The organism is Streptococcus mitis (assembly GCF_016658865.1).
GTDB classification, from domain to species: domain Bacteria; phylum Bacillota; class Bacilli; order Lactobacillales; family Streptococcaceae; genus Streptococcus; species Streptococcus mitis_BT.
The window spans coordinates 997,905-1,020,842 of sequence record NZ_CP067992.1 but is presented as its reverse complement, the minus strand read 5'-3'; the positions used below and the strand labels follow the sequence as shown (position 1 = coordinate 1,020,842).

The window sequence follows — 22,938 nt, the reverse complement described above, 5'->3', positions numbered from 1 at the left end:
TTCGAAAACAGTAGAAGTTAGATATTAAAATTTAATGCAGTAAAAACCTTGAAACTTAAAAATTTGAAGGCTTTTTGGTATTATTTAGGGTATAGATAGATTTCAAATTATAATGGTATAACTTGTTAACATTCCAAAGATGTAATCGTTAAAAGGGAATTAAATCGTTAGATAGTTCGGATATAGTTTGTGTTTAATTGTTAGCGTTTTCGTGATATAATACCATTAGAAAATATTATTGGAGAATCTAAATGAGAAACGATATTCAACCAGCCTTACAAACAGTAAAATCTTATTTTGAAAAATCAGAATTTTATATTCCTACCTATCAGAGACCTTATGCTTGGCAAGTACCACAATGTGAACAACTCATTGAAGATATTAATCTTCATATGGAAAATTTCGATGATACTTCCCAAGACAATTATTTCTTTGGGGCAGTTCTCATCGCTCAAGAATCTGGAGAAGATCATGAAGTAACCTTGATTGATGGTCAACAAAGAACAACGACATTTATGTTACTTCTTAAGGCGATCTTATTGAAGATTGATAATGAGCTTGAACTTCAACCGACTCTAGATACTGATGCACGCAGATTAGTGAAACGTCTTAATGGTCTTAAAGAGCAGATTGTAACAATGCTTTTCAATGTTTCAGATGATGAAAAAGATGATTTCGTTGATGGACTGTATTATCCTGGCGATGATAGAATAAAGTATCTAAATCATTCGATTTCAGAAAAATATGCTAATGAGATGACTACTATCTTGCTAGGTAAAGATTTTATATCTATTAAAGATAGAGTTCACCAAATCTATCGTCGCCAGAAAGACAACCGCTATACTAACTTCTATAAAAACTTTAGATATTTTTACAATATGTGTAACGAATTGAATGTTTTTACTCTTATCAATTTTGCTAACCACTTTATTGATAATTGCCAAGTGATTACCATTACAAGTTATAATACTGATCAGGCAATAAATATTTTCAATTCCTTAAATGGGACTGGTGTTCCATTGACCCCAATTGAAGTAATTGTATCTAAGACCACCGCAAACGCATCAGATAGGAAAAACTTCGAAAAAAATTGGCAAGAAATTGTACAACGTACAGATTCATCTAGATTAGACTTAAATGCGTTAATTACTCACTATATTTTCGTAAAACTTTCAGAACAAAACAGTGCTGATCGAAGAAATCCTGGTATAAGAGCCTTTTTCTCAAAAAATAAACATCTATTGAATGAAGATGTTCTGTTTACTACTGAGCTAAATACAATCTTAAATAATTTTGAACGAGTATCTGATACTATCAATGGTCAATTGATAAATAAATTAAACGGTAATTTACGACCTTTTGTTAGTAGTTATTTATTTTTCAGACAAGACAACACATATCTGGAATACTTACTTAGACTTGGAGTTTTGATTGAATTATCTGAACTCTCATATAGCCATAAACTTTTTAAAGGCTTCCTAGAAGAAATTAATCTGATGTACAGTCAAGTCGATTCAATTTCAATCGACGAACTTATTTCAAAAATAAAGAACCATATTCATACTAATTTTGTTTATGAAGATGTTAAACAAACTTTGACTGAAAGTGGAGTTTCAAATTCTATTCTTTATGTAAATGAATTCCTATTTTCATTGGAAAAAGGTATGGACTTTAATTTAAATGGAAATATTGATATTGAACACATTATGCCGCAAAGTGGTTTGAATAGAGAAAATATTATGTCAGATGCTGGACTAGAAAGCCAAGAAGAATTCCGAGATTATGCTGAAAAATTGGGGAATAAAATTCTCCTTGAATCCGAAATTAATCGTGGAATTGGAGATGCTTGGTTTAGAACAAAAAGAGAGAATACAATCACAAGTGGTCATGGCTATATAGGTAGTAAGTTTCCAATAGCTAAATCTCTTGTTAATTATGTAAATGACACTTGGACTAAAACTGACATTGAAGTAGTAACAGAAAAAGCTGCTAAACGAATTGCTGATTTTATTTTTGAATAAACTAGAACGATAGAATTAAGAGGTAAGTTATAATTATGTCATTAAATCAAGTTACTATAGAAATTCCATTAAATATTCAGAAAGGATTAGACTCTGGAATTTATAAACGTTATGGTTCAATAATCAGAAATTCATCCGGCCATATAGTAAAGCATCTAAAAGAAGTAAAGGCAGGAGAACCAGCTCAACAGGTCGTTAAAGGCCTTGCAAAAAATAAATATGTGCTAGTAACAGCTATTGGTGCAACTGTTCTAGCTGTTGGTGGTGTTGGTTATTATGCATTTATTTCAAATAGATATAAGAAGATTGTAAAGAAACTTATAGAAAAGCTAGTTCATTTCATTCAATTAGCACAAAAAGGAGAAGTAAGTGAAGAAGAGGTTGATAATTTCTTAAAATTTTTACAGGACAATCAAAAAGAACTACTTTATTTGAAACTAAACTCTGAAATAGATGAGTTGTTTGATCTTGTATATGATTATACGATTCTATTTGCTCAAGCAAATGGATTTGAGACTGATACTATTTCAGAAGTGGCAGAAAATAATAAAGTTATTAACTTGATGGATTATCTAAATCTACAAAAAACAATATATCGTTCTGATGCTGTTTAAGGAGGCGAGGATTAAATTTCCAGATATAAAAAGGAGCAAATCAGTTTTTTGCTCCTTGCTTTATATTTGTAACAGTTTTCTGATAGGAGTACTTCCTAGTCAACTTACTTTCTTTCACAGTTTCAATATTAAAAATAAAGTAGTGATCACGATGATCTTTGGCATTTTCTTTATTTAATTTGAAGTAGTTCTTCATAGATTTAGCCATGGTAAGCATGATGTCGTCCGTTTGAAATTCATTTCTATGAAGTTCAAACTGCATTATGATTTACCTTTGGTTCTAATATGATAGTATTTAACTAGAGAGGGGAGTTCTATTTTTATGGTATAATGTAAACATATTTGAACAAAATATTAAATTTTACATCTCCTAGAAAGGAAAACTCTCAAATTGTCCTACAAATTTCTACTTTTCGACCTTGACCACACATTTCTTGATTTTGATGCTGCTGAGGATGTGGCTTTGACGCAACTCCTAAAAGAAGAAGGGGTTACAGATATTCAGGCTTATAAAGACTATTATGTTCCTATGAACAAGGCTCTATGGAAGGACTTAGAGCAAAAGAAAATCAGTAAACAAGAGTTGGTTAACACGCGCTTTTCTCGTCTATTTGCTCACTTTGGACAGGAAAAAGACGGTAGTTTTCTAGCCCAGCGTTACCAATTTTACCTCGCTCAACAGGGACAAACTTTTTCAGGCGCTCATGAACTCTTGGATATCCTCATCGAGCGAGATTATGACTTGTATGCTGCGACAAATGGCATTACTGCCATTCAGACAGGGCGTTTGACTCAATCTGGTCTAGCACCTTATTTCAATCAAGTTTTTATCTCAGAACAGTTGCAAACACAAAAGCCTGATGCTCTCTTTTATGAAAAAATTGGTCAACAGATTGTAGGTTTTAGCAAAGAAAAGACGCTGATGATTGGAGATTCCCTAACCTCCGACGTTCAAGGTGGTAATAATGCTGGGATTGACACTATCTGGTACAATCCTCATCACCTCGAAAATCACACACAAGCTCAGCCGACTTACGAAGTACATTCTTACCAAGACTTGCTGGATTATTTAGATAAACTGTAAAAAGTGGTTTAGAAAGCCACTTTTTGCTATAATAGAGGCAGTAAAAACGAAGGAGTTGGCTATGCAACACTCATCTTGGCATGCTTTGATTAAGGAGCAATTACCTGAAGGTTATTTTGGGAAAATCAATCAGTTTATGGATCAGGTCTATTCTCAAGGGACTATTTATCCGCCCAAAGAAAAGGTTTTTCAGGCTCTCTTGACAACACCGCTTGAAGAAGTTAAGGTGGTGATTCTAGGGCAAGATCCCTATCACGGGCCAGGTCAAGCGCAGGGCTTGAGTTTTTCTGTACCCGACTCTATCCCAGCTCCGCCATCCTTGCAAAATATCTTGAAAGAATTGTCAGATGATCTTGGCGTTAAGAAATCCCATGATTTGACAGCTTGGGCTGAGCAAGGAGTCTTACTTCTTAATGCTTGTTTGACGGTTCCTGCTGGACAGGCCAATGGTCATGCCGGTCAGATATGGGAGCCTTTTACTGATGCTGTGATTCAGGTGGTCAATCATCTAGATAGACCAGTTGTTTTTGTACTCTGGGGAGCTTATGCACGTAAGAAGAAGGCCTTAGTTACCAATCCTCATCACTTGATTATCGAATCAGCCCATCCCAGTCCTTTATCAGTTTATAGAGGATTTTGGGGTTCCAAGCCTTTTTCCAAGGCCAATGCATTCTTAAAAGAGACAGGACAAGAGCCAATCGATTGGCTTAGATAAGGAGAGAATATGCCTCAGTTAGCGACGATTTGCTACATTGATAACGGGAAAGAACTGCTCATGCTTCATCGCAATAAGAAGCCTAATGATGTCCATGAAGGCAAATGGATTGGTGTGGGTGGTAAGCTAGAGCGAGGGGAGACCCCTCAAGAATGCGCGGCGCGTGAAATCCTCGAAGAAACAGGGCTCAAAGCCAAGCCAGTTCTAAAAGGCGTCATCACTTTTCCTGAATTTACACCAGATTTAGACTGGTACACCTATGTTTTTAAGGTGACAGAGTTTGAGGGTGACTTGATCGACTGCAATGAGGGGACCTTAGAATGGGTTCCCTATGATGAAGTTCTGAGCAAGCCAACTTGGGAGGGTGACCACACCTTTGTTGAGTGGCTTTTAGAGGACAAACCCTTCTTTTCAGCCAAGTTTGTTTATGATGGGGATAAATTGTTGGATACCCAAGTCGATTTCTATGAATAAAGGAGAAAGCAGATGCTACTAATCAAAAATGGTCGTGTTATGGATCCCAAGTCTAGTTTAGACCAAGTGTGTGATGTTTTGGTTCAAGATGGGAAAATTGTCAAAATTGCGCCTGAAATCAAAGAAGAAGGAGCAGATGTGCTTGATGCTACTGGTCTAGTCGTTGCTCCTGGCTTGGTTGATATCCATGTTCATTTCCGTGAACCTGGTCAGACCCACAAGGAGGATATCCATACTGGTGCCTTAGCAGCCGCTGCAGGTGGTTTTACAACTGTTGTCATGATGGCTAATACTAGTCCAACCATTTCAGATGTAGAAACCCTGAAAGAAGTTCTCCAGTCAGCTGCCAAGGAAAAAATCAATGTCAAGACAGTTGCGACCATTACTAAGAACTTTAATGGCCAAGATTTGACTGACTTTAAGGCACTCTTAGAAGCAGGTGCGGTTGGTTTCTCTGATGACGGTATTCCTCTTGAAAGCAGCAAAGTGGTTAAGGCAGCTATGGAAGAAGCTAAGAAACTTAATACCTTTATCAGTCTCCATGAGGAAGATCCAGGATTGAACGGTGTTCTTGGGTTTAATGAAAACATTGCTAAAGAACATTTCCATATCTGCGGTGCTACTGGGGTGGCTGAGTATGCTATGATGGCGCGTGATGTCATGATTGCCTATGCAACAAAGGCTCATGTTCATATCCAGCATTTGTCGAAGGAAGAAAGTGTTAAAGTAGTGGAGTTTGCTCAAGGATTGGGAGCGCAAGTAACAGCAGAAGTAGCGCCACAGCATTTCTCTAAGACAGAAGCACTTCTTTTGACACAAGGAAGCAATGCTAAGATGAATCCGCCACTTCGTTTGGAATCAGACCGTCGTGCTGTTATCGAAGGTCTCAAATCAGGCATCATCACAGTTATCGCAACTGACCACGCGCCTCACCATGCGGATGAAAAAAACGTTGAGGATATTACCAAGGCACCATCTGGCATGACTGGCTTAGAAACATCTCTTTCCCTCGGATTGACTTATTTGGTTGAAGCTGGGGAGTTGACCTTGATGGAATTACTAGAAAAGATGACCTACAACCCAGCCAAGCTTTACAACTTTGAAGCAGGTTACTTGGCTGAGAATGGTCCAGCGGACATCACTATTTTTGATGCTAAGGCTGACCGCCTTGTGAACTCCCATTTTGCTTCGAAAGCAGCTAATTCACCATTCATCGGTGAAACCTTAAAAGGGCAGGTTAAATATACCATCTGTAAGGGACAAATTGTCTATCAAAACTAGGTGGGAGTCTGCTCTATAAACTAGAAAAATAGAGAGACTATATGTATCAAACCTATCATTTTAAAGACAAATTTATCTTATTTTTAAAGATATTTTTCCCTATCCTGATTTATCAATTTGCAAATTATTCTGCCTCCTTTGTTGATACGACTATGACAGGTCAATACAATACCATGGACTTGGCTGGTGTGTCTATGGCAACCAGTATCTGGAATCCTTTCTTTACATTCCTAACAGGAATTGTGTCAGCCTTGGTACCTATCATTGGTCACCATCTTGGTCGAGGCAAAAAGGAAGAAGTTACATCTGATTTTTACCAGTTCATCTATTTGGCCTTGGGTCTATCTGTGGTCTTGCTGGGGATGGTACTTTTCTTGGCACCACCAATCTTGAATCATATTGGGTTAGAAGCTCCAGTGGCGGCAGTAGCGGTTCGTTATCTCTGGTTTTTATCTATCGGGATTATCCCCTTGTTGCTCTTTAGTGTCATTCGTTCCTTGCTGGATTCGCTGGGCTTGACCAAACTGTCCATGTACCTCATGCTTTTGTTACTTCCTCTCAATAGTGGATTTAACTATCTCTTGATTTTCGGAGCCTTTGGTGTTCCAGAATTAGGGGGTGCGGGCTCTGGTTTAGGTACTTCCTTGGCTTATTGGGTCTTGCTGGGAATTTCTATTCTGGTTTTATTTAAACAGGAGAAGCTTAAAGCTTTACATCTTGAGAAACGCATTCCGCTTAATATGGATAAAATCAAAGAAGGGGTTCGTTTAGGTCTACCTATCGGGGGAACTGTCTTTGCGGAAGTAGCTATCTTCTCTGTGGTTGGCTTGATTATGGCTAAGTTCTCGTCCTTGATTATTGCTAGTCACCAGTCAGCTATGAATTTTTCAGCTCTCATGTATGCCTTCCCTATGAGTATCTCATCAGCTATGGCTATTGTCGTTTCCTATGAAGTGGGAGCCAAGCGATTTGATGATGCGAAAACCTATATTGGTCTAGGAAGATGGGCAGCTCTCATTTTTGCGGCCTTCACCTTAACCTTCCTTTACATTTTTAGGGGAAATGTGGCCAGCCTTTATGGTAACGACTCAGAATTTATCGATTTGACAGCGCGCTTTTTGACTTACAGCCTTTTCTTCCAGTTAGCAGATACCTTTGCGGCACCTCTTCAGGGAATTTTGCGGGGGTATAAGGATACAGTTATTCCTTTTTACCTTGGTTTGGTTGGTTATTGGGGTGTAGCAATCCCAGTGGCTATGATTTTCGATTCCCTGACAGATTTTGGAGCTTATTCTTACTGGATCGGTTTGATTATTAGTCTAATTGTGAGTGGGGCGCTCTACCGTTGGCGTTTAACTGTAATTATGAAAAGATTTGAATCTTTAGTAAAATCTAAAAGATAAAAAAGTTTGTGAAGAAATACTCTTGATAAGGAAATCCCTTGTTTTCATTGGATTTTCTTTTTTATTTTGTGAAATTTTCTTTAGAAAAACTTTGACAGTATTTTCCAAAAACGGTAAAATAGTAAGGTAAGAAGAAAGTTAGAAAGGCAAGAAGATGTCAACTTTAGATAAAAATCTTTTGCTCGAAATGTTCCGTAAGATGGAAGAAATCCGTCGTATGGATTTAAAAATTGCGCAATTAGTAAAGAAAGGGAAAGTGCCAGGAATGACGCACTTTTCTGTTGGAGAAGAGGCAGCTAACGTGGGTGCTATGTTGGCTCTCAATCCAGATGATCTAATTACCTCAAACCACCGTGGTCACGGACAAGCTATTGCCAAAGGAATTGACCTCAATGGAATGATGGCTGAAATCCTTGGTAAATACACTGGGACCTGTAAAGGTAAAGGTGGATCTATGCATATTGCCGACCTTGATGCTGGTAACCTTGGTGCCAATGGTATCGTAGGGGGTGGTATGGGAATCGCTGTCGGTGCAGCCCTTAGTCAGCAAATGCAGAATACAGGAAAAATTGTTGTCTGCTTCTTTGGTGATGGTGCGACTAACGAAGGTGTTTTCCACGAAGCAGTGAACATGGCTTCTATCTGGAACCTACCAGTCATTTTCTATTGCATTAACAACGGTTACGGTATCTCTGCGGATATCAAGAAAATGACTAATGTGGAGCATATCCATCAACGTAGTGCTGCTTACGGAATTCCTGGAATGTTCATCGAAGACGGTAACAATGTCATCGATGTCTATGAAGGATTTAAGAAAGCTGTAGATCATGTTCGTGGTGGGAATGGTCCTGTCTTGATCGAAAGTGTTACTTATCGCTGGCTTGGTCACTCATCATCTGACCCTGGTAAATATCGCACGCGCGAAGAAGTAGAGTTGTGGAAACAAAAAGACCCAATCGAAAACTTCCGCAAGTACCTCATTGAAAACACTATTGCAAGTGCCGAAGAATTGGAAGAAATCCAAGCTCAAGTCAAGGAAGCAGTAGAAGCTTCTGTTAAATTTGCAGAGGAAAGTCCATTCCCACCGCTTGAATCAGCATTTGAAGATATTTACGCAGACTAAGGAGAAAGAGATAAAATGGAAACAAAAACAATGTCCTTCCGTGACACCATTATCCTTGCTATGTCTGAGGAAATGCGTCGCGATGAAAATGTGTTCTTGATGGGAGAAGACGTCGGCGTCTTCGGAGGAGACTTCGGAACTTCTGTTGGAATGCTTGAAGAATTTGGTCCAGAACGTGTTCGTGACTGTCCGATTTCTGAAGCTGCCATCTCGGGAGCAGCAGCAGGAGCAGCCATGACAGGCCTTCGTCCAATCGTCGATATGACCTTTATGGACTTCTCGGTTATTGCCATGGACAATATCGTCAACCAAGCTGCTAAAACACGCTATATGTTTGGTGGTAAAGGTCAGGTTCCAATGACTGTTCGTTGTGCAGCTGGTAACGGAGTTGGTTCTGCAGCCCAGCACTCACAATCTCTAGAGTCTTGGTTCACTCATATCCCTGGACTTAAGGTTGTGGCTCCAGGTACACCTGCTGACATGAAAGGACTGCTCAAGTCTTCTATCCGTGATAACAACCCAGTTATTATTCTTGAGTACAAGTCAGAATTTAACCAAAAAGGGGAAGTGCCAGTTGATCCAGACTACACGATTCCACTTGGAGTTGGGGAAATCAAACGTGAAGGTACGGATGTAACAGTTGTTACTTATGGAAAAATGCTTCGCCGTGTGGTTCAAGCTGCTGAAGAATTAGCAGAAGAAGGAATTTCTGTTGAAATTGTGGACCCACGTACCCTTGTTCCGCTTGATAAGGACATCATCATTAACTCAGTTAAGAAGACTGGTAAGGTTGTTCTGGTTAACGATGCCCACAAGACAAGTGGCTATATCGGTGAAATTTCAGCTATTATTTCAGAATCGGAAGCATTTGACTATCTAGATGCACCAATCCGCCGTTGTGCAGGAGAAGATGTGCCAATGCCTTATGCACAAAACCTAGAAAATGCAATGATTCCAACAGTTGAAAGCATCAAAGATGCCATCCGTAAAACATATAATAAAGAATAGAATTACATAATATAAGTTATGTAAATTAAATGTTATCTTTCACAAGAAAAGTTGGTTTGATAATAACCGACGAAAGATTTAGTAAGTCTACTAGGTTGACCGCGTAATGGCGGCAACCGTAGCAACTTGAGATACGTGTTGTATCCAAGTTGCTTGTAGAGTTGAACACGGGCTAAAGTCTGTGTGAAAAATATAAACTTTCCTTGAAACTAAAGTTTCTTCGTCAAGTTTCCTATTTTCACTTTGACTTTTGACGCCCTTAGTATCATGTAATTGAATTCGGACGGAGGTCTGCGAAAAAAAGATAGATTTCCTTGTGTTCATCGAACACATCGTCAATCTCCTATTTTTTCATTGCCCTCTGAGTCCTTAATATCTTATATTCGAACACGGGCTAAAAGCTCGGAAAAAAGATAAATCTCCTTGGCTTCATCGAAGCCATCGTCGATTTCCTATTTTTCAGTCGCTTTTAACGCCCTTTGTATCATAAATAGAATTGGAGAGGTCATGGCTGATGACAAGCTAAGAGCGACTCCTGCGGCTAGAAAGTTAGCGGATGATTTAGGGATCAACCTCTACGACATTTCTGGCACAGGTGCAAACGGTCGTGTCCACAAAGAAGACGTGGAAACTTATAAAGACACAAACGTGGTTCGCATTTCGCCACTTGCAAAACGAATTGCCCTCGAACATAACATTGCTTGGCAGGAGATTCAAGGAACCGGTCATCGTGGTAAAATCATGAAGAAGGATGTTTTGGCCTTGCTTCCTGAAAATATCGAAAACGACACCATCAAGTCTCCTGCTCAGATTGAAAAAGTGGAAGAGGTTCCTGATAATATCACTCCTTATGGTGAGATTGAGCGTATTCCAATGACACCAATGCGTAAGGTTATTGCCCAACGCATGGTTGAATCTTACCTAACTGCGCCAACCTTCACCCTCAACTATGAAGTTGATATGACTGAAATGTTGGCTCTTCGTAAGAAGGTTCTTGAGCCAATCATGGAAGCAACTGGGAAGAAGACTACTGTAACAGACCTTCTTTCACTTGCTGTTGTTAAGACTCTTATGAAACACCCTTATATCAACGCTTCATTGACAGAAGATGGCAAGACCATTATCACTCACAACTATGTCAATCTTGCCATGGCAGTTGGGATGGATAATGGATTGATGACACCTGTTGTTTACAATGCTGAGAAGATGAGTCTTTCAGAACTGGTTGTAGCCTTCAAAGATGTTATTGGCCGTACCTTGGATGGTAAATTAGCTCCAAGCGAACTGCAAAATTCAACCTTCACAATCAGTAATTTGGGAATGTTTGGCGTTCAGTCCTTTGGTCCTATCATCAACCAACCAAACTCAGCTATCCTTGGTGTCAGTTCGACAATTGAAAAGCCAGTTGTCGTCAATGGTGAAATTGTGATTCGCCCTATCATGAGCCTAGGATTAACCATTGACCACCGTGTCGTAGATGGTATGGCTGGTGCTAAGTTTATGAAGGACTTGAAAGAGTTGATTGAAAACCCAATCTCAATGTTGATTTAAGAGCAAGAGTATTCATTTTTAAGATATAGATAAAGGAAGGAAGACATGGCCTTAGAAGTAATTATGCCAAAAGCCGGCGTGGATATGACAGAAGGACAAATCGTCCAATGGAATAAAAAAGTCGGAGAATTTGTAAAAGAAGGAGAAATACTTTTAGAAATCATGACTGACAAAGTCAGCATGGAATTGGAAGCCGAAGAAGATGGGTACTTGATTGCTATCCTTAAAGGGGACGGTGAAACAGTCCCTGTAACGGAAGTTATCGGTTACCTTGGCGAAGAAGGTGAAAATATCCCAACAGCTGGAGCCGCAGCGCCAGAAGCTAGCCCAGCACCTGCAGCAAGTGCCTCAAACGATGATGGTAAGAGCGATGATGCTTTTGATATCGTTGTGATTGGTGGAGGTCCTGCTGGTTATGTTGCAGCCATTAAAGCTGCCCAACTCGGCGGTAAGGTTGCCCTCGTTGAGAAATCTGAACTCGGTGGAACCTGCTTGAACCGTGGATGTATTCCAACCAAAACCTACCTTCACAACGCTGAAATCATCGAGAATATCGGTCATGCCGCAAACCGTGGTATCGTCATCGAAAATCCAAACTTCACTGTAGATATGGAAAAACTTTTAGAAACTAAATCTAAAGTTGTTAATACTCTTGTTGGTGGTGTTGCAGGACTTCTTCGTAGCTACGGAGTTACTGTTCATAAGGGAATTGGTACTATCACTAAAGACAAGAATGTCTTGGTAAATGGTTCTGAATTGCTTGAAACCAAGAAAATCATCCTTGCTGGTGGTTCAAAAGTCAGCAAGATCAATGTTCCAGGTATGGAATCTTCACTTGTGATGACCAGTGATGACATTCTTGAAATGAATGAAGTACCAGAAAGCCTTGTTATCATCGGTGGTGGAGTTATCGGTATCGAACTTGGTCAGGCCTTCATGACATTTGGTTCAAAAGTAACTGTTATCGAAATGATGGACCGTATCGTGCCAGCTATGGATGCCGAAGTGTCTAAGAACCTTCGCTTGATCCTTGAGCGTAAAGGAATGACCATCTTGACTGGGACTAAACTGCAAGAAATCATTGAGGAAAATGGTCAACTTCGTATCAAGGTTGAAGGAAAAGACGATATCATCGCAAATAAAGCTCTTCTTTCAATCGGTCGTGTGCCGGATCTTGAAGGTATTGGCGATGTTGAGTTTGAATTGGATCGTGGTCGTATCAAGGTCAACGAATATATGGAAACTTCAGTTCCAGGTATTTACGCACCAGGTGATATCAACGGTACTAAGATGTTGGCTCACGCAGCTTTTCGTATGGGGGAAGTTGCCGCAGAAAATGCCCTTAAAGGAAATCATGCTGTTGCCAAACTGAACTTGACTCCTGCAGCCATCTATACTCTTCCTGAAGTAGCAGCAGTAGGTTTGACCGAAGAACAAGCCCGTGAGAAATACGATGTTGCCATCGGTAAGTTCAACTTTGCTGCTAACGGTCGTGCCATTGCATCAGATGCAGCTCAAGGTTTCGTTAAAGTTATTGCTGATAGGAAATACGGAGAAATCCTTGGTGTTCATATCATCGGTCCTGCAGCTGCAGAATTAATCAACGAAGCATCGAGCATTATCGAAATGGAAATTACTGTTGAAGAAATGCTGAAAACTATCCACGGACACCCAACCTACTCTGAAGTGATGTACGAAGCATTTGCAGATGTTTTTGGAATGGCCATCCATTCACCTAAGAAAAAATAAAAGAAAGATAGATTAGACTGGAAGGTTATTCCAGTCTCTATCGTATAAGAAGGTATCTCATGAAATACATTATTAATCATTCAAACGACACTGCTTTTAATATCGCCTTGGAAGAATATGCCTTTAAACACCTTTTGGATGAGGATCAAATCTTCCTACTTTGGATTAATAAACCATCTATCATTGTTGGTCGTCACCAGAACACTATTGAAGAAATCAACCGTGATTATGTTCGTGAAAATGGCATTGAAGTAGTCCGCCGTATCAGTGGTGGTGGAGCCGTTTATCACGATTTAAATAACCTCAACTATACGATCATTTCAAAAGAAGATGAAAATAAGGCCTTTGACTTCAAGAGCTTCTCAACTCCAGTTATCAATACCTTGGCTCAACTCGGTGTTAAAGCTGAGTTCACAGGCCGTAATGACCTAGAGATTGATGGCAAGAAATTCTGTGGAAATGCCCAAGCCTATATCAATGGCCGTATCATGCACCACGGCTGCTTGCTCTTTGACGTCGATTTGTCGGTCTTAGCCAACGCCCTCAAGGTTTCAAAGGATAAATTTGAATCAAAAGGTGTCAAATCCGTCCGTGCTCGTGTAACCAATATTGTCAATGAATTGCCAGAAAAAATCACAGTTGAAGAATTCCGTGATTTACTCTTGGAATACATGAAAAAAGAGTACCCAGAGATGACTGAATACGTCTTTTCAGAAGAAGAATTGGCTGAAATCAATCGCATCAAGGATACTAAGTTTGGAACTTGGGACTGGAACTACGGTAAATCACCTGAATTTAACGTCCGTCGTGGGACAAAATTCACCAGTGGTAAAGTCGAAGTCTTTGCTAATGTTGTCGAATCAAAAATCCAAGACATCAAGATTTATGGTGACTTCTTTGGTATCGAAGACGTTGCTGCAGTAGAAGATGTTCTTCGTGGGGTGAAATACGAACGCGAAGATGTCCTTAAGGCGCTAGAAACCATTGATATTACACGCTACTTCGCTGGTATCAGCCGTGAAGAAATTGCTGAAGCGGTAGTTGGATAAAAAGAAAAAAGAAGTTGGTTGTATGACCAGCTTCTTTTTTTAAAATCATATATTACATAATTTATTTTATGTATTTTATAGACTATCTAGAGCATTCTTTTGTTCATCATTGACGATATGAGTATAGAGGTCAGTGACTTGTGTACTGGCATGTCCTAGCTGGTGACTGACCAAAACTTGCGATTTAGTGGCATCATAGAGCCTAGTTGCTAGGGTATGTCGTAGTTTATGAGGTGTTACACGCACTTTGAAGTCCTCAGAGTACTTAGCAACCATCTTTTCCACACTGGAAGCATCGATACGATTAGGAACGCCTCTGTAGAGTGTCAAAAAAAGGGCTGTATCTGTTTTTTCTGTCTTATAGCGTTGATTACGAATGGCTAAATAATTCTCTAGATAAGGTTTTGCAAAGGCCGCGACATTGACCGAGTCACGTTTGCCCCCTTTTCGAGTGACATCAATAACCATCATCTTGAGATTGAGGTCTCTTAGATCCAGATTAACAGCTTCAGATAAGCGGACACCAGATGCCAAGAGAAGGGCAATGATGGCCAAATCACGTTCTTTATTTTTATTAAATGATGAAAGAGCTCGATTTGAGAGCTGTTGTGGGTACTCTTGATCGATATAAGTTAGGAAACCTTCTGTTTCATCACCTAGAAAGAGTTTTTGCTTGATGTTTTCAGCTCTTGCAGCAAGAGTTTCTTTCTTTTTCTTTGTTGAAACTTTCTTCATTACATTACGATAGAAATAAGGCTCTCCCTGATCGTTTTCAACTTCCTCAGTCAAATACTTATAAAGACTAGAAAGTGCTGACAAAGTACGATTGATGGTTGTCTGTGAGACACCTTGCTTTGTTGTATTAGCATTCAGTAAAGGACGTTCACGTAGATAAAGGATAAAAGCTTCCATGTCTTTCTTAGACATATTTTCCAAGACAGATAAAGGAATATTAGACATTTTATCGGCGTTTGATATACCAGACTCCAAAACCCAGCTGAAAAATCGATCGTATTCCTTGAGGTATTCGTACAAGGTTGTAAAACTGTAGGGCACAGCCAGCTTAGATTGATAGTATTCCAGAACATACCAGGGCATGATTTGTTTTAGTTTGTCGATTCGTTCCAGTAAAATCTCACGTTTCATGTATTTTCTCCATAATTAAGTCTACAAGTAGTATAGCATAGACGTATATATTTTTCAAGAAAATTATAGTTTTTCGGAAAGATGTTATAGAGGACATAGATGCAAAGAAAACTATATAACCATACGAAAAATTCTTCTTTATACATCATCATACTTGACTAACATATTAGGTATTTTTGTTTCAAGACTCTTGCGGACTTTTCCTTGTATTGCAGTGTCCATTTGGCTGTTAATACTTGTTATTGTTGCTTTAGTATCTCTTGCAATTGTTTTTGACTTTTGGTCAAAACTTTCTTTTATTTGATTTTTAGCGACCTTTGCCAATTGGCATTGAGCCAGTATACGATTTTTTTCCATCATGCGATACATTTGTTTTAGAGCGTATTGGTATTCTTCATCAGTATAGTACTCATTCATTGGTGCTTGCATAATTTCTCCTTAGTTTTTGATATTCTTCATCTAAGATATTTTTTCTTTGTCGAAATTCTTTATCTATTTTTTCTTTTTCTTCTTCCAGTTTTATTTCATTAGTTCTATAAACTTGGTTAGAATGATATCTCAAATTTTCTATGTCTGTAAAGTACTCTCTAACACAATCAGCTGGTGATGAAAACTTTCTTAATACTAGGTACATTTTATCAGCTTCTTCGTTCATGATCTTTTCTAATCTTGCAGAACGTTCCTCTAATTCTAGTGTCTTTTTCTCTAACTTTTTCTTTTGCTGATAGTATTGTTCTTCGAGGTTAAGAATTTCCCTCTCTTTTTGCCTAAAAGCATCCCATTTTACATTTCTGCTTTCCATTGTCTGAACTCCTTAGCAAATTGTGTGTCTGTTGCTACTGTTTTTTCGATGACTTCCTGTAATTGTTTATCTAACTGTTCAAATGCTTGGGCGGAAGCATTCATCTTAGTGACTATCTGATCCGTTTCTGCCTGAAAAGTATCGATAAACTGTGCTTGAGTGATACCTTGGCTAGCAAAAAGAGCTTCAACTTCATAGGGAGCTAAGGCTGTATAGCTTGTAAAATCGATTTTTGACCAAATTTCTTGTAATTCTTGGTTAGCAATCTTGGCTAAGGCGCTCACTCCATCAGCTCCAGTTCTTGCGGCCGTAGCCATTGATGATGATAGGATAGAACCTTGAGCTGCATCTAAGTATATTTCCTCAGAGCTACTAATACCACCTGATGACCATTTTGACTTCAAGTCCTTATAATGAGCCATTCCTCGGAGACTGTTGGCATAAGCTCGATAAACACCACTAATTAAGGGTTTCCCACCTTTACCATCAACAACTTGACCTGTTACTGGATCAAACTCCCAGTCTTCAATTTTATGGCTATTACCATCAAGCCAGTATATGGTATCAGGCATTTTTAAGAAAGACTTATTAAACCATTCGGGGTGATTGAAATCATTGATAACTACTACATTATCAGACTTTCTACGATAATCTATAAACATAGCCTGATTTTTATCAATAAATGCTTTTTCCTCGTTAGAAAGTGATAGATAAGTGAACCAAGCGTTAAAAGTTGTAGTTGGAATATGATATTTAGCTCCTACTTTCAGCATGTAGGAACCTTGTGAATAGCCAGATAGTTGACTGACTTCATATCTAGGATCTTCCATAATTTCTTTTACAAATCGATCTGCTACAAAATATTGAGGAGATAAGGATGTTTCTCTTTCAATAATGGCAGTGGAAACATCAACCTTAGTGCGACTCCCTGGATCAGTTCCTGCAGCAATCACAGCTATACTTTTATAATCCGGTTTGCCGTTGACTATAGGTGCAACCGCCAAACCATCAAAACCAGTTCCTTTGTGAGACTTAGTTGCAACGACACGGAATTCTTGTCCGTCTGAAGTGGTTATAGTGTTGGTTTCTTCAAAATCAGATGAAGAAGGATTCGGATTAGGAGCTTCTGTAACCAAAGGTTTATTATTTCTCTCAGCGTATTCAGAATTGATACTGTACACATTCTTCCCGTGGTTTAATTCATTAAGTTGTTTATCAGTATAATTAAATACCATTACTGCTCCCCTCTTTCTTTGTTAGAGTATGTAACCGTAACTGTATTAGTTGTTATTCCTTTTCTTAGGTTAAGGAAATCTCGCTGTCCATAAGTCATACGACCATTATAATTTTCTTTATCATCTAAGTTATGTGGAATTCCATAGAATATTTTTTCTCCATCTTCAAATAAAATATCAACCTTACAAGACCAGTCGCCAGGAGGGTTCGTATATGTTGGATTGGAAATTTCGATTTCTTCTATCCCTTGATAAGAATTCTTCAAGGCATTTACCAAACTAACTTCATATTCTCTATTTTGACGCTCTTCTTGGGATTTCCCTAACATGCTAAACATAAATATACCTCCTGCTGTGATAGTTGCGAGTAGAAAAACTATGAATAATGGTTTATAGCTTTTTCTTAATCTGTCTTTACTCATTGTTATCTCCACTCCTCTCAGCATATTCAGAATTTACACTATAAACATTTTTTCCGTGATTTAATTCATTAAGTTGTTTATCAGTATAAGTGTATACCATTAATATTCTCCTTCTGAACCATCTGAATAAATAATTTTTGTGAGTTTACTAGTCTTACCCAAGTGACTATTTAAAAATTCACGGTCCTCTTTTTTATTCTCTCTCTAAAGATACATCAGAAATACGTTTATCTTTTTTTGAATAATTAATTTTATATTTTATGCTTCTCTCATTAAAATATAGTTCAACTACGCAAGTCCAACTTCCTGGCGGATTTGTGTAGTTTGCATTAGAAAATCTAATTTCTTCAATACCCTCATAACTATCTTTTAAAGTTTCAACCAAACTAACTTCATACTCTCTATTCCGACGTTCTTCTTGAGATTTCCCTAACATACTAAACATAAAAACACCTCCTGCTGTAATGAATGCAACTAACAAAACGATTAGTAGCCTTTTATGACTTTTTTATTGCTGGAATTGTTCATTTAAGCTTTTCTCCTTTTCTCATTATACTATAACCTAGAATAATTTAATCATTTTTTATAACATATTATAATATTTCTAACAAGAAAAAACCGACCTCATTGCTGAGAATCGGTTTTCTAGTGTATTAATTAAGAAATTCGTTTTCACATAACATAAATTATGTAAAAACTTCTACAATAACAAATCTTTGACTTTCCCAATTTCACTTTTTGGAATAACTAGGTGAATCATATCTCCGAGATACATTCTGGTTGAGCCGTTAACTGTTTGGCTCTTGCCATTATGGACTTGGGTTGTGATGAGGATGTTATGTGGTAAGTTGAGCTCGTGTACTTGTTTTCCAGCGATTTTGTCAGATACAGGAATTTCAATGAGAGTGACTTCTCCTTCATCTGTCGCTTCTTCTGGTAACATTTTTTCCAACATAGCCTCATAGACTGGCGCACCCTTGAGCAGGTCCATAATGATATAGGCAACTAGGGTTACTAAGCCAAGTGGCATGAGGTTGCGAATGTCGCCTACCATCTCGGTTACCAGAATCATGGCAGTTAAGGGAGCTTTAGATATTGCTCCAAAATAGCCACTCATTCCTAGAATAACAAATATAGGGAATTGCTCCTGACTGACAAGTCCAATATTCACACAAATGACACCAACTAGGGCACCAAGTAAGGAACCTAGCGCCAGAATTGGTAGGAAAATTCCTCCTGGAAGGCCACTTCCATAGCTAATCATGCTCCAAACAAAGCGAATTAAAAAGTAAGCTAATAGAATTTGGAAACTAAAATTTTGCTCAGTTAAGGAAAGAACCAGCTGATTTCCACCACCAAGGATTTGTGGCAAGAAAATCCCGACCGGTATGATGAGAATGAAAGCCAGAATTGGATAATAAACTCTATCTAAATGGATTTTTTGACCAAGCCAGTCATAAACTCTACCAACATTGAGTACAGCTTTTTCATAAAGAAAACCAGAAAGTCCTAGAAAAATTCCCATGAGGAGGTAAATCCAATACTGATCCAGGGTCATGAGTGGGATATTATCTGGCATATCCAGTACGGGTGTTAGACCAAATATGAGCAAAGAGACAAAGTTTGCTACGAGACTGGCTGCTAGCGTTGAGACCCAGAAAAATCGGGAAAAATGGTGATAAACTTCTTCTACCACAAAGAGAAGTCCTGCAATCGGAGCATTAAAGGCTGCGGCTAAACCCGCTGCAGCTCCACTAGCAATAAGAGAACGTTCCTCTACTGGACTGGATTTGAGCCATTTAGCAATTCCTTTACCGCCAACCGCTCCGAGTTGAATACTTGGCCCTTCACGCCCCAGCATAAGGCCACTTGCAATAGCCAAAATTCCTAGAATATATTTTTTCCAAAGTACGCCCCACCAGTTGAGGGTCATCAGTCCCTTTAATTCGGCTTCAACTTGAGGAATTCCTGAGCCTTTTATGTCTTTTTCTGATCGAGTTAATTTCGCACTGACCCAACAAACTATTAAATAAAATAGACCAATGATAAAAAGATTGCGCACTAGGTGCGCTTGATCTTGATAAAGTCCTTGTATCAGGTGGAAGCCTTTTTCGATTGAAAAACGAAAGGATCCGACGATGAGTCCTACGACGAGACCAACAATGATACCTCGTCCAACTTGGGATAATATGGTGCTTGAGGCAAAGGCAAATTCTTTCTTGGAACTGAGTGTTTCTGACTGTTCCTCCATAATCATTCCTTCTAACTTAACTTTCTTTTTCTCCTGAAACCAGTGATTTAACGGGTTCAAAGCTGGTTCGATGAATTGGGGTAACTCCTAGTTTTTTCAGTCCTTCCAAGTGTTTAGCTGTTCCATAACCTGCATTAGCAGCAAAATCATAGCCAGGGAACTGCTGATCGTATTCCTTCATTAATTCATCACGTGTCACCTTGGCTACTATAGAAGCCGCTGCAATGGAGAGGGAATTAGCATCACCTTTGATGATGGAAGTTTGTGAAATGGGCAAATCCAGTTTCATGGCATCTATCAAAAGGTGTTCTGGTTGAGGACTGAGCTGAGAGATTGCTTCCTGCATGGCCAGTTTGGTCGCTTCATAGATATTGACTTGGTCTATGACACTATTATCCATTATACCAATTCCGATTGACAAGGCTTGGTCTTGAACTGCTTGATAAATTTCTAGATGTTTCTTTTTAGGAATTTTCTTGCTGTCGTTGAGACCTATAATCTTACAATTTTTAGGTAAGATAACGGCTGCAGCAACTACTGGCCCAGCAAGAGGACCACGACCAACCTCATCAACACCTGCAATTAAGGTCGATCCTTGCTTATAAAGTTCTTTTTCATAGGAAAGCATGGATTCCAAACGCAAATTTTCATCCAATTCAGCCTGAATGGCTTTTTTACGTTTGCTGATTTCTTTTTTAACCCCAGAGCGATTATCCTGCTCGAGTTCTAAAAAAATAGGGTTATTTAAGTCCTTGACTGTTGCAAGGAGTTCTTTGATTTCTTTAATCGTCGCCATCGAGGTCATCCAATGTATCTAAGGTATAGTTACCGAGTTTACCATCGCGGACTTCCTTCACAAAGAGACTGTAAAAACGATCATAGTCATCACGGAAACCGAGAGCGCGGGTCATATCCATAATAATAACAGGCGCTTCTTCTTCAATTTTCATTTGTTTGAAGCGTTCAGCCAGCTTTTCTGGATAATGTTCTTTGAAATAATTGATACCAAAAATAGTCACCTCATCCATAGGAAGCAACTGGTCTTTGATAGCTCCCGTTAAGGCCAACTTAAGCGCAACAGTTTCATCCTCAAACTTAGGCCAGAGAATTCCTGGCGTGTCTAGAATTTCAAGATCTTTATTGGTTTTTAGCCATTGTTGCCCTTTGGTAACCCCTGGTTTGTTGCCGACAACAGCAATCTTCTTGCCTGCCAAACGATTCATGAGAGTTGATTTGCCCGCGTTTGGAATCCCGATAATCATGGTACGCAAGGTTTCAATCTTGATACCACGTTCTTTCTGGCGAGCAATCTTATCAGCCATGAGTTTTTTGGCAGCATCTGTTACGACTTTTACAGTCACTTGCTCTTTGGAGTTGATAGCCAGCGTCTGGATTCCCTGTGATTCAAAATACTGACGCCATTCCTTGGTCATTGCTGGATCAGCCAAGTCCGCCTTGTTTAAAATCAAGAGTTTTGGTTTGTCACCAACAATCTTGGTCAACATAGGATTTTGACTAGATAGAGGTAAGCGTGCATCAACCAAAATAGTCACAAAATCAACAAATTTTAAATTCTCCTGCACTTGTCGACGAGCTTTAGACATGTGACCAGGAAACCATTGAATAGTAGCCATAATATATCTCCTTCGGATTAAAAAGATTGTAAAAACGTTTTCTTTCTTATCCTCTATTCTATCATAAATTATTCTTTTTTGCATAAGCTTTTGTTTGTAATAGCTACTTTTTAAAGGAAGACTGATTTCAAATTCACTTAATTTATATATTAACCTTGTATAAAATTCTATGTCTTATATATTTAGTTTTAGATGAGTATTCGAGATAAAAATGGGACTATGCAATTTGTTAGAATCCCTTCTATCCAGCTTTCCTGTGCTGAGGAGAGATGTTCTGCCTGGAGGCTTTCTTTTAGAAAATCTCGAATTTGTTCTGGTGCGATTTCAAACTCAAAGGCTTTCATTTTATAGAAAAAGTCGAGCAGATGATCTGACAGATATTCAGTTGAAAATGGCACTTCTCCACTTTTTCGATATTCTAATAAGAGTCGAGCAAAGCGGGATTTTTCTTCAGGAAGCTCACGAAAATAGGAATTGAGAAGCCAGGTCTGCTTCTGCTTTCTCTCAATTGGATCCTGACTGGCAATTCGTTGGTCTTTTTCCAGCTCTTTTTGGTATTGTTTGGCCTTGATAGCCCGTTCTGTTCGATTTTTACCAAAAAGTATTTTCTCCCACTTGCGTTCTTCTTGGGTCAAGGTCTCCGTAAAGCCAAAGTAATCTTGATAGGCACGTTCTGCTGGGCCCATGGCTAGAACCAGATTGTCTGCATATTGCTTGGCGATTTTATCCCTCTTCTTGCGCTCTTTCTCTGCCTGGATACGGAGCGCTTGTTCGTAGTCAATTTTCTCCTTGCCTAGCTTGACAAGGTAGAGTTGGTCATCTGGTTTTCCAAGTAAAAAGGGTTTGATACACTTTTCAAGGACTTCTTCCATCCGAGCCTTTTTCTTGGGTTCTGCCTTGGTCCAACTTCCTCCTTGAAAGACTTCTAGGAAGAGCTGATAGTCTCTCTCAGGTGTAAATTGATTGCCACGATTGGGTTTAAAAACACCTTTTTCCCAGAGCCACTTTAGAAGACGCTCGTCAAAGTCACTTTTGTTAACCTTGATTTTTTCCTTTTTCTGGGCTTTTCTGGTCAGATTTTCAACCTTTCTGAGTAGTTTTTCTTCCTCTTCTAGTTGCTGGTCAAGGCTTAATCGATGAAAATGTCTGACGCAGTCGCTACCGATGGGAAAGAGGCGTTGTCCTGTGACACCGTTAAAGAGTTCGTAGGCGTATTTGATGGCATTCCCACAGACACAATTGCTACGGCCAATACCGTTAAAAATCAAGGAAACTTCATTCCATTCCTTGGTAGCTTGTTCCCAAGTATCAGATTTTGAAGCCTGTAAAACCGCATCGTGCAGGGATTTTCTAACTGGAAGTGTCATGATGTCTCC

Annotated in this window: 22 protein-coding genes and 1 pseudogene; 12 read left to right on the top strand and 11 right to left on the bottom strand. The window is 38.9% G+C overall.

Going from position 1 to position 22,938, the window contains the following annotated elements; genetic code table 11:
• Nucleotides 1-251 precede the first annotated feature (251 nt).
• Both JJN14_RS05010 and JJN14_RS05005 read left to right on the top strand, forming a co-directional pair.
• Nucleotides 252-2,021, top strand: a complete 1,770-nt coding sequence (locus tag JJN14_RS05010; RefSeq protein ID WP_201057998.1) for a DUF262 domain-containing protein — start codon at nucleotides 252-254, stop codon at nucleotides 2,019-2,021.
• A gap of 35 nt (nucleotides 2,022-2,056) precedes the next feature.
• The gene (locus tag JJN14_RS05005) at nucleotides 2,057-2,635 is read left to right on the top strand and encodes a hypothetical protein (RefSeq protein ID WP_201057997.1); all 579 of its coding nucleotides are present in this window, start codon (nucleotides 2,057-2,059) and stop codon (nucleotides 2,633-2,635) included.
• Nucleotides 2,636-2,675: 40 nt separating this feature from the next.
• Here JJN14_RS05005 and JJN14_RS05000 read toward each other — a convergent pair.
• A pseudogene (locus JJN14_RS05000) lies at nucleotides 2,676-2,870 on the bottom strand (DUF5960 family protein); the annotation flags it as partial.
• 156 nt (nucleotides 2,871-3,026) lie between these two features.
• Here JJN14_RS05000 and JJN14_RS04995 point away from each other — a divergent pair.
• The 10 genes from JJN14_RS04995 to JJN14_RS04950 all read left to right on the top strand — a co-directional run bounded on the left by JJN14_RS04995 (nucleotide 3,027) and on the right by JJN14_RS04950 (nucleotide 14,072).
• Nucleotides 3,027-3,719, top strand: a complete 693-nt coding sequence (locus JJN14_RS04995) for a YjjG family noncanonical pyrimidine nucleotidase (RefSeq protein WP_201057996.1) — start codon at nucleotides 3,027-3,029, stop codon at nucleotides 3,717-3,719.
• A 61-nt stretch (nucleotides 3,720-3,780) separates the two neighbouring features.
• On the top strand, nucleotides 3,781-4,434 hold the full coding sequence (locus JJN14_RS04990; RefSeq protein ID WP_201059114.1) for a uracil-DNA glycosylase: 654 nt from the start codon (nucleotides 3,781-3,783) through the stop codon (nucleotides 4,432-4,434).
• A gap of 9 nt (nucleotides 4,435-4,443) precedes the next feature.
• Complete coding sequence (locus tag JJN14_RS04985; protein WP_001135768.1) at nucleotides 4,444-4,908, top strand: NUDIX hydrolase; 465 nt, start codon at nucleotides 4,444-4,446, stop codon at nucleotides 4,906-4,908.
• A gap of 12 nt (nucleotides 4,909-4,920) precedes the next feature.
• A complete protein-coding gene (locus tag JJN14_RS04980; RefSeq protein ID WP_201059113.1) occupies nucleotides 4,921-6,189 on the top strand; it encodes a dihydroorotase in 1,269 nt (422 codons plus the stop codon).
• Nucleotides 6,190-6,230: 41 nt separating this feature from the next.
• Complete coding sequence (pdrM, locus tag JJN14_RS04975; RefSeq protein ID WP_201059112.1) at nucleotides 6,231-7,592, top strand: sodium-coupled multidrug efflux MATE transporter PdrM; 1,362 nt, start codon at nucleotides 6,231-6,233, stop codon at nucleotides 7,590-7,592.
• A 154-nt stretch (nucleotides 7,593-7,746) separates the two neighbouring features.
• Entirely contained in the window at nucleotides 7,747-8,715 is a 969-nt protein-coding gene (locus JJN14_RS04970; protein ID WP_201059111.1) for a thiamine pyrophosphate-dependent dehydrogenase E1 component subunit alpha, read from the top strand.
• Between the two features lie 15 nt (nucleotides 8,716-8,730).
• A complete protein-coding gene (locus tag JJN14_RS04965) occupies nucleotides 8,731-9,723 on the top strand; it encodes an alpha-ketoacid dehydrogenase subunit beta (RefSeq protein ID WP_000448714.1) in 993 nt (330 codons plus the stop codon).
• A 507-nt stretch (nucleotides 9,724-10,230) separates the two neighbouring features.
• Nucleotides 10,231-11,274: a dihydrolipoamide acetyltransferase gene (locus JJN14_RS04960; RefSeq protein WP_201059110.1), complete on the top strand. Its 1,044-nt coding sequence runs from the start codon at nucleotides 10,231-10,233 to the stop codon at nucleotides 11,272-11,274.
• A 45-nt stretch (nucleotides 11,275-11,319) separates the two neighbouring features.
• Nucleotides 11,320-13,023: a dihydrolipoyl dehydrogenase gene (lpdA, locus tag JJN14_RS04955; RefSeq protein WP_265342531.1), complete on the top strand. Its 1,704-nt coding sequence runs from the start codon at nucleotides 11,320-11,322 to the stop codon at nucleotides 13,021-13,023.
• Nucleotides 13,024-13,082: 59 nt separating this feature from the next.
• Complete coding sequence (locus JJN14_RS04950; protein WP_000873999.1) at nucleotides 13,083-14,072, top strand: lipoate--protein ligase; 990 nt, start codon at nucleotides 13,083-13,085, stop codon at nucleotides 14,070-14,072.
• A 75-nt stretch (nucleotides 14,073-14,147) separates the two neighbouring features.
• Here the strand turns inward: JJN14_RS04950 and xerS are convergent, their stop codons facing one another.
• The 10 genes from xerS to JJN14_RS04900 form a co-directional block, all read right to left on the bottom strand.
• Nucleotides 14,148-15,218, bottom strand: coding sequence for a tyrosine recombinase XerS (xerS, locus tag JJN14_RS04945; protein WP_172930548.1), 1,071 nt, complete (start codon nucleotides 15,216-15,218; stop codon nucleotides 14,148-14,150).
• A 138-nt stretch (nucleotides 15,219-15,356) separates the two neighbouring features.
• The gene (locus JJN14_RS04940) at nucleotides 15,357-15,647 is read right to left on the bottom strand and encodes a hypothetical protein (RefSeq protein WP_201059109.1); all 291 of its coding nucleotides are present in this window, start codon (nucleotides 15,645-15,647) and stop codon (nucleotides 15,357-15,359) included.
• On the bottom strand, nucleotides 15,628-16,020 hold the full coding sequence (locus tag JJN14_RS04935) for a hypothetical protein (RefSeq protein WP_201059108.1): 393 nt from the start codon (nucleotides 16,018-16,020) through the stop codon (nucleotides 15,628-15,630). Before JJN14_RS04935 ends, JJN14_RS04940 begins: the two co-directional genes overlap by 20 nt.
• Nucleotides 16,002-17,255, bottom strand: coding sequence for a hypothetical protein (locus tag JJN14_RS04930; RefSeq protein ID WP_201059107.1), 1,254 nt, complete (start codon nucleotides 17,253-17,255; stop codon nucleotides 16,002-16,004). The genes JJN14_RS04935 and JJN14_RS04930 overlap by 19 nt, the downstream gene beginning before the upstream one ends.
• The gene (locus tag JJN14_RS04925) at nucleotides 17,255-17,677 is read right to left on the bottom strand and encodes a hypothetical protein (RefSeq protein ID WP_201059106.1); all 423 of its coding nucleotides are present in this window, start codon (nucleotides 17,675-17,677) and stop codon (nucleotides 17,255-17,257) included. Before JJN14_RS04925 ends, JJN14_RS04930 begins: the two co-directional genes overlap by 1 nt.
• A 193-nt stretch (nucleotides 17,678-17,870) precedes the next feature.
• Complete coding sequence (locus JJN14_RS04920) at nucleotides 17,871-18,122, bottom strand: hypothetical protein (protein WP_416069292.1); 252 nt, start codon at nucleotides 18,120-18,122, stop codon at nucleotides 17,871-17,873.
• A 255-nt stretch (nucleotides 18,123-18,377) separates the two neighbouring features.
• Complete coding sequence (locus tag JJN14_RS04915) at nucleotides 18,378-19,928, bottom strand: ClC family H(+)/Cl(-) exchange transporter (protein ID WP_201059105.1); 1,551 nt, start codon at nucleotides 19,926-19,928, stop codon at nucleotides 18,378-18,380.
• A 16-nt stretch (nucleotides 19,929-19,944) separates the two neighbouring features.
• Complete coding sequence (locus JJN14_RS04910) at nucleotides 19,945-20,724, bottom strand: ribonuclease HII (protein ID WP_201059104.1); 780 nt, start codon at nucleotides 20,722-20,724, stop codon at nucleotides 19,945-19,947.
• Complete coding sequence (ylqF, locus tag JJN14_RS04905) at nucleotides 20,711-21,562, bottom strand: ribosome biogenesis GTPase YlqF (RefSeq protein ID WP_033683581.1); 852 nt, start codon at nucleotides 21,560-21,562, stop codon at nucleotides 20,711-20,713. The genes JJN14_RS04910 and ylqF overlap by 14 nt, the downstream gene beginning before the upstream one ends.
• Nucleotides 21,563-21,750: 188 nt before the next feature.
• Nucleotides 21,751-22,929: a hypothetical protein gene (locus tag JJN14_RS04900; RefSeq protein ID WP_201059103.1), complete on the bottom strand. Its 1,179-nt coding sequence runs from the start codon at nucleotides 22,927-22,929 to the stop codon at nucleotides 21,751-21,753.
• Between the last annotated feature and the right edge of the window lie 9 nt (nucleotides 22,930-22,938).